This window comes from Pectobacterium aquaticum (assembly GCF_003382565.3).
Taxonomy (GTDB): Bacteria; Pseudomonadota; Gammaproteobacteria; order Enterobacterales; family Enterobacteriaceae; genus Pectobacterium; species Pectobacterium aquaticum.
Window position 1 is genome coordinate 3,418,613 of sequence record NZ_CP086253.1, and the last position, 14,841, is coordinate 3,433,453.

Genomic DNA, 14,841 nt, shown 5'->3' on the forward strand with positions numbered 1-14,841 from the left:
AGGATAATGAGTCTTATCAGCAAAAACAGCGTGTTAACGACGTTATACGCGGCGGTTCGCAATGTTTTACTGCAACGATGTAACAACAGAAAAAGCGTGCGGGGAAGTAGGGAAGTACAATGAAAAAACGGCGCCAGCCTGTATGGAAGACACCGTCTGCTTGAGTAGGTCGTTAAATCAGTGATCGATACGCATCCAGTTCTTTTACCGTCATTGGTAGTCCCTGACGCTGGAGACAATCCAGATACTCGTCCACATCAAACGGAGGCTTTCTGAAGGCAGTGCGCGAAGTGCGAACCGCTTTAAGCACCAGAGCAGAATTGAGATCAAATAAATCGGCAATGAAGTCGTCTGGATGCATGGCTTCCACTCCAAATTCGAAAAGTGCCGTTGCTGGAAAGTCTTTCAGATTCGCAGTGACGATGACTTCTGCATTAGCGCGTATCGCCGCTGCCAATACATGTCGATCACCCACATCAGGTAAAACCAGAGCAGAGATAAGTTGCTCGTATCCAGTCACATTGGCATCAGGTAATGCCTTATTCATCAGATGCTCAATGTTCCTGAGCTTATCCATCGTTACGTCAGCGTTATTTAGCAACAAATTTCGCTGCCACTCTTCCTGAATTTTTACCGTCCACTTTGGCTGATATAGCCCTGTTAAACCAAGATGCATGAGCAAATCTCGTAGCAAGGATGGATAAATGACACACGCATCAAGTACCACGGGATAGGGGGAGTGATTCATTAGTAAAACCCGAGTTCCTGACTTCGGTCTGTCAGCTCCTGCATGGCTTGCATACTTTCATTTTCACGCTGTTCTTTGTATTGCATCAAATCAGCAAAAAGCACGCGGCGATGACGACCTGTTTTATGGAAAGGAAGATGGCCTTCTTCCAAAAGCTTCACCATATGTGGCCGTGAAACATTCAGAATATTTGCCGCTTCTTGTGTCGTTAACTCAGCCTGCACGGGGACAATCTGGACAGCATTACCCGCCGCCAGTTCGCCAAGGATACTCATCAAAAGCGTGAGTGCTGAGGTAGGCAACTCGATCCGATGGGCAATATCATGCGCATCCTGAATCGAAATTTCCTGTGTTTCCAGCTTCGTAGACAGGTAGGTTGCAAGCTGCCTTTGTCCACGGATAGCGGCCTCCATTTCTTTTGGAGCCGGAAGGCTCAAACTATTTAGAGGAGTATTTTTCATCAAGTATTCCAGCGTTCTTCAGTTTGTTAATTCGTTACAGAGTAGCGATATCAGCGCCAAGGGCTAACATCGTTAAAAGGAACATTAATCGAAATAAACGTAAATCGCAATATTCGAAACGATTAATTCTCACTCAGAGCCGATTCAGGAAGCGGTAGGCCCGTTGCACGAAGAGAAATAAAAAAAGGCCGCATTACGCGGCCCTGAAAAAGGTGGGGAAGTTTTAGATGGCAACGGGCGCTTTGATGGCGGGATGTGGATCGTATCCCTCGATTTCAAAGTCCTCGAAGCGGTAGTCGAACAGCGTATCAGGACGGCGCTTAATCACCAGTTTAGGCAGCGCACGCGGTTCACGGCTCAACTGTAGATTCGTCTGTTCCAGATGGTTGTTGTACAGATGCGTGTCGCCACCGGTCCAGACGAAATCACCGACATCCAGATCGCACTGCTGCGCCACCATATGCACCAACAGCGCATAGCTGGCGATGTTGAACGGCAGGCCGAGGAAGATATCGCACGAGCGCTGATAAAGCTGGCAAGAGAGTTTGCCATCCGCCACGTAGAACTGGAAAAACGCGTGGCACGGTGCCAGCGCCATTTTGTCCAGCTCACCCACATTCCAGGCTGACACGATAATACGGCGAGAATCTGGATCCTGTCTCAACTGGGTCAGGACATTCTTCAACTGGTCGATCTCACGACCGTCTGCAGCGCCCCACGAACGCCACTGTTTACCGTAAACCGGCCCCAAATCGCCGTTCTCATCCGCCCATTCATCCCAAATACTGACTTTATTTTCATGCAGATAAGCAACATTGGTATCGCCATTCAGGAACCAGAGCAGCTCATGAATAATCGAACGCAGGTGGCATTTTTTGGTGGTAACCAGCGGAAACCCGTCCTGCAAGTTGAAACGCATCTGATGGCCGAAAATAGAACGCGTGCCCGTGCCAGTACGGTCGGCTTTCGGCGTGCCCTCTTCAAGCACTTTTTTCATCAGATCCAGATACTGTTTCATACTACCTCACCACAAATATTAAAGAAGGACAGCGGATTATTGCTTTACAGGCTGACGGCGATAGGCCCAGACCATCATCAGAATACCGGCGATCACCATCGGCAACGACAGGATTTGCCCCATGCTGAACAGGCCGCCAAACAGCCCCAGTTGCGCATCCGGCTGGCGGAAGAATTCAGTAATGATTCGGAACATGCCATAACCGATCAGGAAAAGCCCTGAAACGCTGCCCATCGGCCGAGATTTACGGATAAAAAGATTCAGAATGATAAACAGCGCCACACCTTCCAACATCATTTGATACAACTGGGAAGGATGACGCGGCAGCATGCCGTACTGATTGAAAATCGCCTGCCATTGCGGGTTGCTGACGGCCAGCACCATATCTTCGCCGCGCGAGCCAGAAAACAGCATGGCCCACGGCGTATCCGTCGTCACGCGTCCCCACAGTTCGCCGTTGATAAAGTTGCCCAGCCGACCGGCACCAAGCCCGAAAGGAATCAGAGGGGCAATAAAATCAGCAACCTGGAAGAAATTGCGTTTGGTGCGATGAGCAAACCACAGCATAACGCAGATGACGCCCATTAAGCCGCCGTGGAACGACATGCCGCCATCCCAGACTTTGAAAAGATAGAGCGGGTTTTCAAGAAATGACGGGAAGGCATAAAACAGGACATAGCCCAGACGCCCGCCGACGAAGACGCCAAGGAACCCCATATATAGCAGGTTTTCGACTTCATCTTTGGTCCAACCGCTACCCAGTTTATTCGCCCGACGCACCGCCAGCCACATGGCAAATATAAAACCCACCAAATACATCAGCCCATACCAGTGCAGCGCCAGCGGGCCGATTGAGAAAATCACGGGATCAAACTGAGGAAACGCCAGATAGCTTGTCGTCATCATTCACCACATATTTTATTGTGTTATCCCTACTTTCGGGATTGTCATTGATAGGCAAAAGGCAGGAGAATGAATCTGTTCCTGCGAACCGCGGTGGCGAATCATAGCATATGCGCCCACGCTCGTTGATCGCGGAGGGGAAAAGTTCTGTAAAACATTGAGTCGTTGTTAAACATTTACTCGCAATTAAATCTTAATGTCTCCGTCGATATCGCACCGCGACGAATTAGCGCCCACCGCGAATCAAGCCGCCCAATCCGCGCTCTTCCATAAAGATCGCCGCCCACTGTCGGACTTCCGTCGCGCTCTGCGCACCGAGCAATTGCTTCACCAACGCCTGCGATTCCGCCAGCGTAATTTGGCGCAGCAGATATTTAATTCGCGCAACGCTACGTCCGTTCATACTGAGTGAGCGATAGCCCAGCCCCGTCAGCAGCAGTGCGCCGAGCGCTTCTCCCGCCATTTCACCGCACACGGAAAGCGGAATATTATGCCGCTCGCACTCGACGGCAATCATATTCAACGCCTGCAACATGGAAGGATGCAGACTGTCATAAAGCGATGCCACGTGAGCGTTGTTACGATCTACCGCCAGCAGATACTGTGTCAAATCGTTCGTACCAACCGAAACAAAATCGATGCGGGAAGCCAGATGAGGGAGCAGGAACAGCATCGACGGCACTTCGATCATGATCCCGATTCGCGGCTTGGGCTGCGGGAAGCCCAGCAATTCTTCTACTTCGCTCGCGGCCTGATCGATCAGGCGACGCGCTTCACTGATTTCATCCAGACTGCTGACCATCGGCAGCAGGATGTTGAGGTTGCCACTATGCGCGTTAGCACGCAGCATGGCGCGCACCTGAATCAGAAAGATTTCAGGCTGATCGAGCGTAATACGAATACCGCGCCAGCCAAGGCACGGGTTCTCTTCGCTAATAGGCAGATAAGGCAGCGGCTTATCCGCGCCGATATCCAGCGTGCGCAGCATCACGGGTCGCGTAGGGTAAAGCGCCAACATGCTTTGATATTGCGCCATCTGCTCATCTTCAGACGGAAATCCGCTTTGCAACATAAACGGGATTTCCGTGCGATACAGACCCACGCCATCAACCTGATTGATAAAGCGTTTTTCGTGTTCAACGCTGAGCCCCGCATTCAACATGACCTGAATGCGTTCGCCGCTTTTCAGTACGGCAGGCTGTTCCATTTCGCCTTCGGCTAGGCGAGTCAGCTCATTTTCTTCCGTCAACAGACGCTGGTATTCCTGTACCAGCACGGGTTCAGGATCGACCAGCAGCTCACCGCGATAGCCGTCGATAATCAGCTGTCGCTGATGCAGCAGTTCGGGCTGGATGTCTGCGCCCACCAGCGTCGGAATGCCCATGGCACGGACGAGAATCGCTGCATGCGAATTCGCGGCACCGTCATAGACAACAACCCCCGCCAGACGCTCAGGCGGCAACTCTGCCAGTAGCGTGGCCGTCAATTCATCCGCTACGAGGATAAAGCGCTCAGGCCACTGCCCCATGATTTGCGCGTTATCGTCGAGGTGAAACAGCAGCCGCTGCCCGAGCGCACGCAGATCGCCCGCACGCTCGCGTAAATAAGTATCCTGCAAATTGGCAAACTGCGCGGCAAAACGCTCGATCACCAGCTTCACGGCCCACTCGGCGGCATTGCCCGCATCGACTTCCTGAAAGAGTTCACGCTTGAGCCGTGCATCATTGAGCAAGTGCGAGTACAAATCGAAAATCGCAGCGCTCTCTTTCTGCGCGCTGGCGCTAAACCGCTTGCTGAAGCGGCGGAATTCCGCCGTAGCCTCTTCCAGCGCCTGCGTTAAACGGGAGCGCTCACGCTCGCTGTCCAGACTCGATGCGGGAAAAACCTGTTCCAGAGAAGGCTGAGTACAATCCTGCCAGCCGGGGGCAATCGCCACACCGGGTGCAGCCACCAGCGCCTTAACGCGCGTCTGACGGTATTGACCGAAGAGCGTTTTTATCTGTGAAAGGGAAAGAATAGCGGCCATCTGCGTGGCAAGCGTCACCATGAACGATTCTTCGTTTTTATCAAACTGACGATGTTCACGCTGCTGCACCACCAGTACGCCCAGCAGGTGGCGACGGTAGATAATGGGGACGCCAAGAAAAGAGCGAAAATGTTCCTCTTTCACGGCGGGAATATATTTGAAACTAGGGTGTGCACGCGCATCGGCCAGATTGATGGGCTCAGCACGTTGCCCGACCAGCCCGACAATACCTTGCCCGAACGCCAGCGTAACCGTGCGCCCGCGCGGCTTTTTCAACCCGCGCGTTGCCATCAGGTAATAACATTGACGATCGTGATCGGCCAGATAAATGGAACAGACTTCCGTGTCCATAGCCTGACAGGTCTCATTGACCAGAATGTCCAGCGCATCACTAAGGCGGGCCGTTGCCGCAACGTTTTCGACAATTTCTCGCAAGCGCGTGAGCATAATGTGCCTAAATTACCCTCTTTTTCGCCGAAGACCGGATGGCGTAATCACTCGAGCCGCAACACTCTCCTGAAGCAGTATCACCGGATTGATAAATTCCTTCATCACGCGACGATAGACATCTCGCTTAAAAGAGACGACCTGACGTACCGGATACCAGTAACTCACCCAGCGCCAGCCATCAAACTCCGGCGTGCCGCTGCTCTGCATATTGATATCCGATTCATTACACATCAATTGTAGCAAAAACCATTTCTGCTTTTGGCCGATACAGACCGGTTTTGTATCCCAACGCACCAAACGCTTTGGTAATTTATAGCGTAACCAGTTACGGGTAGATGCCAATACGCGCACATCCTTTTTTCTTAACCCGACTTCTTCAAACAGTTCGCGGTACATCGCCTGCTCAGCACTTTCACCGGGGTTAATTCCCCCCTGAGGAAACTGCCAAGAGTGCTGACCATAGCGCCGGGCCCACATCACCTGCCCCTGCCGATTACAAATTACAATACCAACGTTTGGGCGGTAGCCATCATCATCGATCACCGGACTACCTCGATAAACATCAATGCAAAGATGTCCTGATTGTTTCACACTCCCGTCAGGTGGTAAACCACTGCTTAGAAAGCATGTGATACGAATAAAAGTAAGATAACCCACAGATAAGATCAAAGTTATAAACATGTGAAGACAAGAATCGGCAATTTATTCACTTTTTCTGTGGACATCTTTGTGCAGAACCCATGAAGAAGTGAGTAAAACTCATTTTTAATGAAGAAAAAATATTAATGCGAATTAAAAATTAATGCTTTTTATTCATAAAATTACAAACCATTTTACTTGAAATGTCGCTCCCTTATTTTTTGTTCAAATGGCATACAATACAAGGTTGGCGAAAGATCGCACTATGCCGATTTTATCCACAGGCAATACCTCAAAGTCAGGCAATAAATAGGCAAAAACAGCAAAAAGGCCGAGCGTCAAGGCTGTAAATCGAACCAGTAATTCATGTTTATGTGGGTTATCCAAGAAATCTGTGGATAACCTAGTATAAGATCCTGTTTATTGTCGGTGGCTATACGTGCACAGTTTGCAAAACGGAGTTAAGTGATCGTCATCACACTAAAAAAAAGCACTACGAATCATGCTATTATTGTTTTTCTCCACAGTCTTGCAGGCTGTGTATGGGTATTTTCTATCTATTGTATTTTTTTTGAGCGGAAAAACATCGGGCTATACGCTATGAATTCACCCACGGTTCACACGACTGCACCACCAAGTGAGCACACGTTGCTGGAGCGCGCGCAATCCCTCGCGGGCTATAATCTCGCGGAATTAGCGGACATCTCTCGCCTGCGCCTTCCTGCCAACCTGAAACGTGATAAAGGCTGGATTGGTATCTTGCTGGAGCGTTTTCTCGGCGCAAGCGCAGGTAGCAAGCCCGAGCAGGATTTCCCCGACATCGGCGTTGAGCTAAAAACTATTCCTATTGATGAACAGGGCAAACCGCTGGAAACCACGTTCGTCTGCGTCGCTCCGTTAACAGGCAACAGCGGCGTGACGTGGGAAAGCAGCCATGTTCGGCATAAGCTCGCGCGGGTATTGTGGATTCCGGTGGAAGGTTCACGCCATATCCCGCTGGGAGAACGCCGCATTGGCACACCGCTGATCTGGAGCCCCAATGAAGAGGAAGAGGAACAGTTGCGCTGCGATTGGGAAGAGTTGATGGACCTGATCGTGCTTGGCCGGGTAGAAAGCATCACCGCCCGACATGGCGAAGTACTGCAACTACGCCCCAAAGCGGCAAATAGCCGAGCATTAACCGAGGCAATTGGCGAGTTTGGTCAACCGATTCTGACCTTACCGCGCGGGTTCTACCTGAAAAAAACCTTCACCGCGCCGCTACTCGCCCGCCACTTTATGCAGCTAAGCCGCTGAGTTTCATTCGTATCGTGTTTCATTAGCACGATGCTTCATCATCGCCCCGCTTCATCGTACACTAGCCTCATACGCCGCACGCTATTACGCAGCAATCGAGCGGCAAAGGAAACAACGGGGAAAGGCATGACGCCAACCCAGAGCAAAAGGGATGCCAGCACACGGCTGCAATGCGAAGTATGACGAGTATATTTCTACGACATCACACTTTCGCTTGCCTACGCCCCGAGCTGGCAGAGTATAATATCGTTTACGTTTCGTTTAAGGTGTATTGATATAATGTTTGATTGGATTGTTGATCCGAACGCATGGTTGGCATTGGGAACGCTGACTATTCTGGAAATCGTTCTTGGGATCGATAACATTATTTTCCTGTCTCTGGTTGTCGCCAAACTGCCTAAAGCCCAGCAAAACAAAGCTCGCCGTATCGGGTTGATGGGCGCGATGTTAATGCGTTTGGGACTGCTCGCTTCTATTGCCTGGGTCATACGTCTGACCGACCCGCTGTTTACCGTCGCAGGCAATGAAATTTCCACACGCGATCTGATCCTGTTCTTCGGGGGACTCTTCCTGATCTGGAAGTCGAGTATGGAAATTCACGAAACCGTCGAAGGCGGTTCAGAAGACCATACTTCCAAGGTGTACTCTTTCTTTGGCGCGATTGTGCAGATCATGATGCTGGATATTATCTTCAGCCTGGATTCGGTGATCACTGCTGTCGGCCTGTCTGACCATCTGTTTATTATGATGGCAGCGGTTGTTATTGCCGTTCTCGTGATGATGTTCTCTGCGCGCCCTATCGGCGAGTTTGTCGAACGCCATCCGTCAGTCAAAATGCTGGCCTTGTCATTCCTGATCCTGGTCGGGTTCACCCTGATTCTGGAAAGTTTCGACATTCACGTACCGAAAGGCTACATCTACTTCGCTATGTTCTTCTCAATGTCCGTCGAGGCGTTGAACCTGCTACGCAGTAAAAAAGAAAAAGCAGCACACTGATCGCTGCATAGCGAGCGCTCACGATAAAGACGTCATAATCAGGCGGCAACCTGCCGCCTGATTACACAATAATTAATTCCCTCCAAACACATTTTTTCCATTATTCCTACGTTATCCCCCGCAACCATTTGCTAGACTCGCCTTAGATTTGGGCATTTATGAACGGGTTAATAGGATGAAAGTACCGATGAAAATGGCAATCACACTGGCGTTATTATTCACTCTGGCAGGCTGTTCCAGTGACTACGTGATGGCGACAAAAGAGGGGCAAATGCTCCTGACGCAGGGAAAACCCGTGCTGGATAAAGATACCGGGTTGCTCAGCTATACCGATGAGCAAGGTAATCAGAAACAAATCAACCGCGATCAAATCTCCCAGATCGTGCAGCGCTAGCCTCAGCTTTAGCCCGATATTCCCACCATCGGGCGACGTCTTCCAGCAAAATCCTGCTAACGGCAATAGAAGAGACTTCCCCACTCGCCACGGCTTCGTTATAGTCGAATTCAGGTGTGTCTTCCCAAAATCATTGGAATCGCAGCAAATCATGCGGAGATGACGGGAAATGCGCCTGCTATTTTCAGACATAAGGAAGCTGGCAATGCAATATCACCGTATACCTCATAGTTCTTTAGAAGTGAGCGTGCTGGGCCTTGGTACGATGACCTTTGGCGAACAGAACAGCGAAGCAGACGCTCATGCCCAGTTAGATCACGCCATTGCCGCAGGTGTTAACCTGATTGACACAGCAGAAATGTATGCCGTTCCTCCTCGCCCAGAAACACAGGGGTTAACCGAGAGCTATATTGGCTCCTGGCTGAAATCCCGTGGCGGACGTGAAAAATTGATTGTGGCGAGTAAAGTCTCCGGCCCCGTGCGCGGAAGCGATCACAGCATCCGGCCACAGCAGGCGCTGGACAGAAAAAACATCCGTGCGGCGTTGGATGCCAGCCTGCAACGCCTGAACACCGACTATATCGATCTCTATCAGCTACATTGGCCACAGCGCCAGACCAACTGCTTTGGCAAGCTGAGCTATCAGTATACGGATGACAAACCGCAATATACTGACGACAAATCGGTCGTCACGCTGCTGGAAACGCTGGAAGCGCTGAATGAGCAAGTACGTGCAGGTAAGATCCGCTACATCGGCGTATCCAACGAAACCCCGTGGGGCGTGATGCGCTATCTGCATCTGGCGGAAAAGCACGACCTGGCACGTATCGTGTCGATTCAGAATCCCTACAGCCTGCTGAACCGCAGTTTTGAAGTCGGCCTAGCGGAAATCAGCCAGCATGAAGGTGTGGAACTTCTCGCCTATTCATCACTGGCATTCGGTACGCTGACGGGGAAATACCTGAACGGCGCAAAACCGGCCAATGCGCGCAACACGCTATTTAGCCGCTTCACCCGCTATACCGGCCCACAGGCCCAGGCAGCCGTTGCCGAATATGTGGCACTGGCGCAAAAGCACGGTCTGAATCCGGCGCAAATGGCATTGGCGTTTGTGCGTCAGCAGCCGTTCGTCGCCAGTACGCTGCTAGGCGCGACCACGCTGGAACAACTGCAAACCAACCTCGACAGCCAGAACCTGACGCTGGACGGCGAGATACTTGACGAACTGGAAGCGATCCATCGCCGCTTCACATTCCCAGCACCGTAAACGACAAAACCGAGCATTACTTGATGCTCGGTTTTCTTTCTTTATCTGTACTCGACTTGCACACTTACTTCAGCGTCTGCAACAGACTCTTGCGCTGGTTTTCCAGCGATGTGACGCGGCTACATACGTCATTACCGAAGCGCTGGAACTCCAGTTCCTGATTGTTCCACTCGGCCTGAATCGCTTTCTGCAAGCCACCGAGGTTGCCCATCATCGCCTGTAGCGGGTTGCCACCGCTGGACATCTGTTTCACGCCCATTTCGTTCAGGCTATCCTGCAAGACGCCGCCCATGCTTTGCTGCACAAGCTGCTTGCCATCTTGCTCAACTTGCTTAATCGCCTGATGGTGAAACGTCAGGCCATCGCTGCGGTGTTCGATAATTCGGTTCATCTGCTGCTTGAGCTGTTTATCCAGCGTAGTCAGACGATTGCGCACATTGCTGTCGCTGCCAAGCTCCTGCACGATCACGTTATCCAGCGCGACTCGCGCTTTTTCAAGATGCTGCTGCGCGCCCTGATCGATCCACGGCAGCTGCTGGCGTATATCCGCCTGATAGGTTTTGGCCTTCTGGCGCTGTTCGGCATTCAGGGTCAGTGGCGTACCGTTACGGACGATATCGCCCTGCGGGGAAAGCTGTAAATTGCCGCTGGCACCCACGACCTGTACGTGTTGCGGACTGATAATGATGTCGTCCTGCGGATTCACGTTGCACTGGTAGGCCGCCTGCGCTTGCCAGGACAGCAACATCAATAAACCCAGGGTTATTTTACGCGACATATTTTCTCCTGAAGAAAACAACGGCAGTGGCGGGAGAGCGGCAATCCGCCCTTTGATGAGGCGGATAACGCCTGAGCCAGAATCAGCTCAGGCATGCCTTGATAAGACCAAGGATTACAGCAGGTGTTCTGGCAGATCCCACCAGATATCGAACAGGTTGCTGACTTTCACGTCTGTCAGTTTCTGCTCTTCCAACCAGCGGCTCACCAGTTGGCGATGCTCTTCGGTACAGTGACCGATTTTTTGCAGACAGATCAGGCCTTCCCAGAGTAAATAACCGCTGCCTTCGAATGCCAGTCCTTGTGGTTCAATGACGTCATCAACGAACTTATCCATCAGCTTATCGATATCTTCAACGCTAGTGCCTTCTGGAAAGCGGAAGCTGACAGAAAAACCTAATTCCTGAAACTCATCAATGTGAAGTTTTTTACGTAAACGACGGCTACGAGCTTGTGCCATTTTATTTTATCCTCTCAAACATCAGATCCCACACGCCATGCCCCAAACGCTGGCCGCGTGCTTCAAATTTCGTCAGCGGACGGGACTCCGGCCGCTCAACGTACTCATTATTATTGGAAAGATTACGGTACTCGGTGACAGAGGTCATCACTTCGAGCATATGTTGCGCATAAGGTTCCCAGTCTGTTGCCATGTGGAACACGCCGCCGACTTTCAGCTTACGCTGTACCAGTTGGACGAAAGGCACCTGAACGATGCGGCGTTTATTATGGCGGGCTTTGTGCCACGGATCGGGGAAGAAGAGTTGAACCATAGACAGTGAGCCATCTGGGATCATATTCATCAGCACTTCGATCGCATCGTGACACATCACGCGCAGATTGCTGATTCCCGCCTCCTGTGCGGCAGCGAGACACGCGCCCACGCCCGGCAGGTGAACTTCGATACCGAGGAAATTCTGCTCGGGATGCTGTGCGGCCATCGTCACCAGCGATGCCCCCATCCCAAAACCGATCTCCAGCACCACAGGGGCGTCACGGCCAAATAGCGCGTTGAAATCTACCTGCTCGGTCTGATATTCCACGCCCATCACCGGCCAGTAGTTATCCAGCGCCAGTTGCTGCCCGTTGGTCAAGCGCCCCTGACGGCGGACAAAACTGCGGATACGACGCATCGGGCGCCCATTTTCATCAAATTCCGGTGAAATGACGTTGTTAATCATAAAGAGTGCTTACTTGCTGTCCGATTTCGTTAATGAAACGCGCATTATGCAAGGATACCGTGGTTTAGCAAGCCCACTGCCTCGGAAAGTTCCGGTTTACAGCACATTCACTCTGTGCTGGAATCGCTATCAAACTTTTTACCTGCCGGATAGTGACCCCATTTTATGATGCAAGCGCAACAGTTCGCCCATCAGGTGCTGGACTGGTACCAACGCTATGGCCGCAAAACCCTGCCGTGGCAGCTTGAGAAAACTCCCTATAAAGTATGGCTATCCGAAGTGATGTTGCAACAAACGCAGGTCACCACGGTTATTCCCTATTTCCAACGCTTTATGGAACGCTTTCCGAACGTCAGTGCACTGGCGGCAGCACCGCTGGATGAAGTGCTCCACTTGTGGACCGGGCTGGGCTACTACGCCCGTGCGCGTAATCTACACAAAGCGGCACAGACGATTGTGTCACGTCACGGCGGCGAATTCCCCACCACCTTTGATGAAGTCGCGGCGTTGCCGGGCGTCGGGCGTTCCACCGCTGGCGCGGTGCTGTCGCTCGCTCTCGGCCAGCATTACCCGATTCTCGACGGTAATGTGAAGCGCGTGCTGGCACGCTGCTACGCTGTTGAGGGCTGGCCGGGCAAGAAAGAGGTCGAAAAGAAACTGTGGGCGCGGAGTGAAGACGTCACGCCAGCCGAGGGCGTCAGCCAGTTTAATCAGGCGATGATGGATCTCGGTGCGATAGTCTGCACCCGCAGCCGCCCCAAGTGCGAGCTGTGCCCGCTGAGCACTGGCTGCATTGCCTACGCCAACCACAGCTGGGCGCAATACCCCGGCAAGAAACCGAAGCAGACGCTGCCAGAGAAAACTGGCTGGTTCCTGCTGATGCAACAGGGTTCTCAAGTCTGGCTGCAACAGCGCCCCGCCGTCGGCCTGTGGGGCGGGCTATTTTGCTTCCCGCAGTTCAGCGAACGTCAGGAATTGGAACTCTGGCTACAACAACGTGGTCTGAATCCTGATGGATTGCAACAGCTTGTCGCGTTCCGCCACACATTCAGCCATTTTCATCTGGATATCGTTCCGCTCTGGCTGGACGTATCGCAGACCGATCGCTCACAAAACAGGTCCTGCATGGATGACGGTGCAGGTCTCTGGTATAACTTAGCGCAGCCGCCGTCTGTCGGACTGGCCGCCCCGGTAGAACGCCTGCTGAGGGAGTTGGCTCACCCGCAGTCAACACGTTTGAATGCCTGCGCAATTGATGAGGAAGAAGCATGAGCAGAACGATTTTTTGTACTTTTTTACAACGCGACGCCGAAGGGCAGGATTTCCAGCTCTATCCCGGCGATCTGGGCAAGCGCATCTATAACGAAATCTCTAAAGAAGCCTGGGCGCAATGGCAAACCAAGCAAACCATGCTGATCAACGAGAAAAAGCTCAGCATGATGAATGTTGACGACCGTAAGCTGCTGGAACAGGAAATGATCAAGTTCCTGTTTGAAGGGAAGGACGTACACATCGAAGGCTATACGCCTCCGAGCCACTGAGATTGCGGGCTTTCGGGCCCGCTTACGTCACCATTCCGACACGGCTTGTTATATGAAGAAAATGTTAGCGCTGCTAGTGATTGCACCACTGCTGGTTTCCTGTTCGGGAAACAAAGGGAATGCCGACAACGAAGAGTTTCTCAAGGATACCAACGCCTTCGATATTTTGATGGGCCAGTTCGCCAACAACATCGAAAATATCTGGGGGATGAATGAAGTACTGATCGCTGGCCCGAAAGACTACGTCAAATACACCGATCAATATAAGACGCGTAGCCACATCAACTTTGATGCCGGTTCAATCACGATCGAAACCATTTCGGCAACCAATTCCGTTGCCAGCCTGCGCCAGGCGATTATCACGACCCTGCTGATGGGCGATGACGCCAGTAACACCGATCTGTATTCCGACGCTAACGATATTCAAATCAGCCGCGAACCGCTGCTGTACGGACAGGTGCTGGATAACACCGGACAGCCGATCCGTTGGGAAGGCCGTGCCGCCAGCTTTGCGGATTACCTGCTCCAGAACCGTCTGCAAAAACGCACCTCCGGCATGCACGTTATCTGGTCGGTCACGATGCAGCTTGTCCCTAACCATCTGGATAAACGTGCGCACAAATACCTGCCGCTGGTGCGTAAAGCCTCCGAGCGTTACGGTATTGAAGAGTCGCTGATTCTGGCGATTATGCAGACAGAATCGAGCTTCAACCCTTACGCCGTCAGCCGTTCCGATGCGCTGGGTCTAATGCAGGTGGTACAGCACAGCGCAGGACGCGACGTCTTCAAGATGAAAGGGAAATGGGGACAGCCAAGCCGCAGCTATCTGTTCGATCCAGAACAAAACATCGACACAGGTACCGCCTATCTGTCGATTCTGAAGAACAGCTATCTGGCCGGCATTGAGAACCCGACGTCGAAACGCTACGCCGTCATCACCGCATATAACGGTGGCGCAGGCAGCGTGTTGCGCGTCTTCTCCAGCGATCGCGATCGCGCCGTCGGCATTATCAACAGTATGTCACCGAGCGATGTCTACCAGACGCTGACAACGAAGCACCCGTCTGGCGAATCACGTCGCTATCTGTACAAAGTGAACACGGCACAGAAAAATTACCGCCGCTAATTCATGTGCACCACAGAA

Annotated in this window: 16 protein-coding genes; 7 read left to right on the top strand and 9 right to left on the bottom strand. The window is 52.0% G+C overall.

Going from position 1 to position 14,841, the window contains the following annotated elements:
* Positions 1-172 precede the first annotated feature (172 nt).
* From DMB82_RS15860 to rppH, 6 genes are all read right to left on the bottom strand, one after another.
* Positions 173-748, bottom strand: coding sequence for a PIN domain-containing protein (locus DMB82_RS15860; protein WP_116156327.1), 576 nt, complete (start codon positions 746-748; stop codon positions 173-175).
* Complete coding sequence (locus DMB82_RS15865; RefSeq protein ID WP_039497370.1) at positions 748-1,209, bottom strand: helix-turn-helix domain-containing protein; 462 nt, start codon at positions 1,207-1,209, stop codon at positions 748-750. Before DMB82_RS15865 ends, DMB82_RS15860 begins: the two co-directional genes overlap by 1 nt.
* 223 nt (positions 1,210-1,432) lie before the next feature.
* Positions 1,433-2,227, bottom strand: coding sequence for a thymidylate synthase (gene thyA, locus DMB82_RS15870; protein WP_039312476.1), 795 nt, complete (start codon positions 2,225-2,227; stop codon positions 1,433-1,435).
* 36 nt (positions 2,228-2,263) lie between these two features.
* Positions 2,264-3,130, bottom strand: a complete 867-nt coding sequence (gene lgt / locus DMB82_RS15875; protein WP_116164006.1) for a prolipoprotein diacylglyceryl transferase — start codon at positions 3,128-3,130, stop codon at positions 2,264-2,266.
* Between the two features lie 226 nt (positions 3,131-3,356).
* Entirely contained in the window at positions 3,357-5,603 is a 2,247-nt protein-coding gene (gene ptsP / locus DMB82_RS15880) for a phosphoenolpyruvate--protein phosphotransferase (protein WP_102118308.1), read from the bottom strand.
* Between the two features lie 12 nt (positions 5,604-5,615).
* Entirely contained in the window at positions 5,616-6,149 is a 534-nt protein-coding gene (gene rppH / locus DMB82_RS15885) for an RNA pyrophosphohydrolase (protein ID WP_116163984.1), read from the bottom strand.
* A gap of 696 nt (positions 6,150-6,845) precedes the next feature.
* On the opposite strand from rppH, the gene mutH reads away from it, so the two are divergent.
* The 4 genes from mutH to DMB82_RS15905 all read left to right on the top strand — a co-directional run bounded on the left by mutH (position 6,846) and on the right by DMB82_RS15905 (position 10,198).
* Positions 6,846-7,541, top strand: a complete 696-nt coding sequence (gene mutH / locus DMB82_RS15890) for a DNA mismatch repair endonuclease MutH (protein WP_102118310.1) — start codon at positions 6,846-6,848, stop codon at positions 7,539-7,541.
* Between the two features lie 279 nt (positions 7,542-7,820).
* Positions 7,821-8,537 carry a TerC family protein gene (locus DMB82_RS15895; protein ID WP_116163986.1) on the top strand — a complete coding sequence of 239 codons (717 nt, stop codon included), beginning with the start codon at positions 7,821-7,823 and terminating at the stop codon, positions 8,535-8,537.
* A 187-nt stretch (positions 8,538-8,724) separates the two neighbouring features.
* The gene (locus DMB82_RS15900; protein WP_102118312.1) at positions 8,725-8,931 is read left to right on the top strand and encodes a YgdI/YgdR family lipoprotein; all 207 of its coding nucleotides are present in this window, start codon (positions 8,725-8,727) and stop codon (positions 8,929-8,931) included.
* Positions 8,932-9,136: 205 nt separating this feature from the next.
* Entirely contained in the window at positions 9,137-10,198 is a 1,062-nt protein-coding gene (locus tag DMB82_RS15905; RefSeq protein WP_102118313.1) for an NADP(H)-dependent aldo-keto reductase, read from the top strand.
* Positions 10,199-10,262: 64 nt separating this feature from the next.
* On the opposite strand, the gene DMB82_RS15910 is transcribed toward DMB82_RS15905, so the two are convergent.
* The 3 genes from DMB82_RS15910 to trmB all read right to left on the bottom strand — a co-directional run bounded on the left by DMB82_RS15910 (position 10,263) and on the right by trmB (position 12,156).
* On the bottom strand, positions 10,263-10,976 hold the full coding sequence (locus DMB82_RS15910) for a YggN family protein (protein WP_116163988.1): 714 nt from the start codon (positions 10,974-10,976) through the stop codon (positions 10,263-10,265).
* A gap of 114 nt (positions 10,977-11,090) precedes the next feature.
* On the bottom strand, positions 11,091-11,435 hold the full coding sequence (locus DMB82_RS15915) for a YggL family protein (protein WP_010299679.1): 345 nt from the start codon (positions 11,433-11,435) through the stop codon (positions 11,091-11,093).
* Between the two features lies 1 nt (position 11,436).
* Positions 11,437-12,156 carry a tRNA (guanosine(46)-N7)-methyltransferase TrmB gene (trmB, locus tag DMB82_RS15920; RefSeq protein WP_102118315.1) on the bottom strand — a complete coding sequence of 240 codons (720 nt, stop codon included), beginning with the start codon at positions 12,154-12,156 and terminating at the stop codon, positions 11,437-11,439.
* A 165-nt stretch (positions 12,157-12,321) separates the two neighbouring features.
* Here trmB and mutY point away from each other — a divergent pair, with 165 nt between their 5' ends.
* The 3 genes from mutY to mltC are packed head-to-tail and all read left to right on the top strand — an operon-like array spanning position 12,322 to position 14,823.
* Positions 12,322-13,428: an A/G-specific adenine glycosylase gene (mutY, locus tag DMB82_RS15925; RefSeq protein ID WP_116163990.1), complete on the top strand. Its 1,107-nt coding sequence runs from the start codon at positions 12,322-12,324 to the stop codon at positions 13,426-13,428.
* Positions 13,425-13,697, top strand: a complete 273-nt coding sequence (locus DMB82_RS15930) for an oxidative damage protection protein (protein ID WP_005975842.1) — start codon at positions 13,425-13,427, stop codon at positions 13,695-13,697. Before mutY ends, DMB82_RS15930 begins: the two co-directional genes overlap by 4 nt.
* A 52-nt stretch (positions 13,698-13,749) precedes the next feature.
* Positions 13,750-14,823, top strand: coding sequence for a membrane-bound lytic murein transglycosylase MltC (mltC, locus tag DMB82_RS15935; protein WP_116163992.1), 1,074 nt, complete (start codon positions 13,750-13,752; stop codon positions 14,821-14,823).
* Positions 14,824-14,841 lie beyond the last annotated feature (18 nt).

What these genes read in the sequence shown, in the direction of transcription:
- DMB82_RS15860 (WP_116156327.1), bottom strand. Translation starts at nt 748, where the DNA reads ATGAATCACTCCCCCTATCCCGTGGTACTTGATGCGTGTGTCATTTAT.
- DMB82_RS15865 (WP_039497370.1), bottom strand. Translation starts at nt 1,209, where the DNA reads ATGAAAAATACTCCTCTAAATAGTTTGAGCCTTCCGGCTCCAAAAGAA.
- thyA (WP_039312476.1), bottom strand. Translation starts at nt 2,227, where the DNA reads ATGAAACAGTATCTGGATCTGATGAAAAAAGTGCTTGAAGAGGGCACG.
- lgt (WP_116164006.1), bottom strand. Translation starts at nt 3,130, where the DNA reads ATGACGACAAGCTATCTGGCGTTTCCTCAGTTTGATCCCGTGATTTTC.
- ptsP (WP_102118308.1), bottom strand. Translation starts at nt 5,603, where the DNA reads ATGCTCACGCGCTTGCGAGAAATTGTCGAAAACGTTGCGGCAACGGCC.
- mutH (WP_102118310.1), top strand. Translation starts at nt 6,846, where the DNA reads ATGAATTCACCCACGGTTCACACGACTGCACCACCAAGTGAGCACACG.
- DMB82_RS15895 (WP_116163986.1), top strand. Translation starts at nt 7,821, where the DNA reads ATGTTTGATTGGATTGTTGATCCGAACGCATGGTTGGCATTGGGAACG.
- DMB82_RS15900 (WP_102118312.1), top strand. Translation starts at nt 8,725, where the DNA reads ATGAAAATGGCAATCACACTGGCGTTATTATTCACTCTGGCAGGCTGT.
- DMB82_RS15905 (WP_102118313.1), top strand. Translation starts at nt 9,137, where the DNA reads ATGCAATATCACCGTATACCTCATAGTTCTTTAGAAGTGAGCGTGCTG.
- DMB82_RS15910 (WP_116163988.1), bottom strand. Translation starts at nt 10,976, where the DNA reads ATGTCGCGTAAAATAACCCTGGGTTTATTGATGTTGCTGTCCTGGCAA.
- DMB82_RS15915 (WP_010299679.1), bottom strand. Translation starts at nt 11,435, where the DNA reads ATGGCACAAGCTCGTAGCCGTCGTTTACGTAAAAAACTTCACATTGAT.
- trmB (WP_102118315.1), bottom strand. Translation starts at nt 12,156, where the DNA reads ATGATTAACAACGTCATTTCACCGGAATTTGATGAAAATGGGCGCCCG.
- mutY (WP_116163990.1), top strand. Translation starts at nt 12,322, where the DNA reads ATGATGCAAGCGCAACAGTTCGCCCATCAGGTGCTGGACTGGTACCAA.
- DMB82_RS15930 (WP_005975842.1), top strand. Translation starts at nt 13,425, where the DNA reads ATGAGCAGAACGATTTTTTGTACTTTTTTACAACGCGACGCCGAAGGG.
- mltC (WP_116163992.1), top strand. Translation starts at nt 13,750, where the DNA reads ATGAAGAAAATGTTAGCGCTGCTAGTGATTGCACCACTGCTGGTTTCC.